1 protein-coding gene is annotated in these 1015 nt (G+C 45.7%); it reads left to right on the forward strand.

The window, feature by feature from the left end; genetic code table 11:
- The coding region (gene proS / locus R8269_RS26510; RefSeq protein WP_318223074.1) for a proline--tRNA ligase at positions 1-897 on the forward strand (897 nt) is incomplete at its 5' end.
- Positions 898-1015: the final 118 nt, after the last annotated feature.

The following is a 1015-nucleotide window of genomic DNA, read 5'->3' on the forward strand; positions in this document are numbered from 1 at the left end:
ATCGAGAAAACCGTTAAAACGCTATTTGTTAAAGCGTCTGACGAAATCGATGCACCAATCATTGCGTTGATCGTTCGTGGTGACCACGAGCTAAACGAAGTGAAAGCAGAAAACCTACCTCAAGTGGCTTCTCCACTAGAGATGGCATCAGAAGAAGAAATTCGTGAACTGATCGGTGCTGGCCCTGGTTCTCTTGGCCCTGTAGGCCTTGAACTGCCATTCATCGTTGACCGCAGCGTAGCAGTCATGAGCGACTTTGGCGCTGGCGCAAACATCGACGGTAAACACTACTTCGGTATTAACTGGGGTCGTGACGTTGAACTGGGTCAAGTAGAAGATCTGCGTAACGTAGTGGAAGGTGATCCAAGCCCATGTGGTAAAGGTACGCTAATGCTGAAACGTGGTATCGAAGTTGGTCATATCTTCCAACTTGGTAACGTTTACTCAGAAGCAATGAACTGTAGCGTTCTTGGCCCTGACGGTAAAAACGTAATCCTAGAGATGGGTTGTTACGGCATCGGTGTATCGCGTGTTGTTGCTTCTGCGATTGAACAGAACCACGACAAATACGGCATCATTTGGCCAGACGCAATTGCACCTTTCCAAGTAGCAATCGTGCCAATGAACATGCACAAATCTGAGCGCGTAAAAGAAGCAGCAGAGAAGCTATACGCGGAACTAACTGCTATGGGCATCGAAGTTCTATTTGATGACCGTAAAGAACGTCCAGGTGTAATGTTCTCTGACATCGAGTTGATCGGTATCCCTCACACTATCGTGATTGGCGATCGCAGCATGGATGAAGGTAACTTCGAATACAAAAACCGTCGTACTGGCGAGAAAACTCCAGTAGCGATGGCGGATATTGTTGAGCACGTTAAATCTCAACTTAAATAAACGCCTAAAAGGTTTCGATTAAATAAAAGGGTTGGCTTCGGTCAACCCTTTTCTATTGTCCTCAGAAATGACACTGCCCCTAATTTCTTTACTATTCATTTCGTTAATCTTTGGTTCA

Source organism: Vibrio sp. Vb0667, assembly GCF_033391095.1.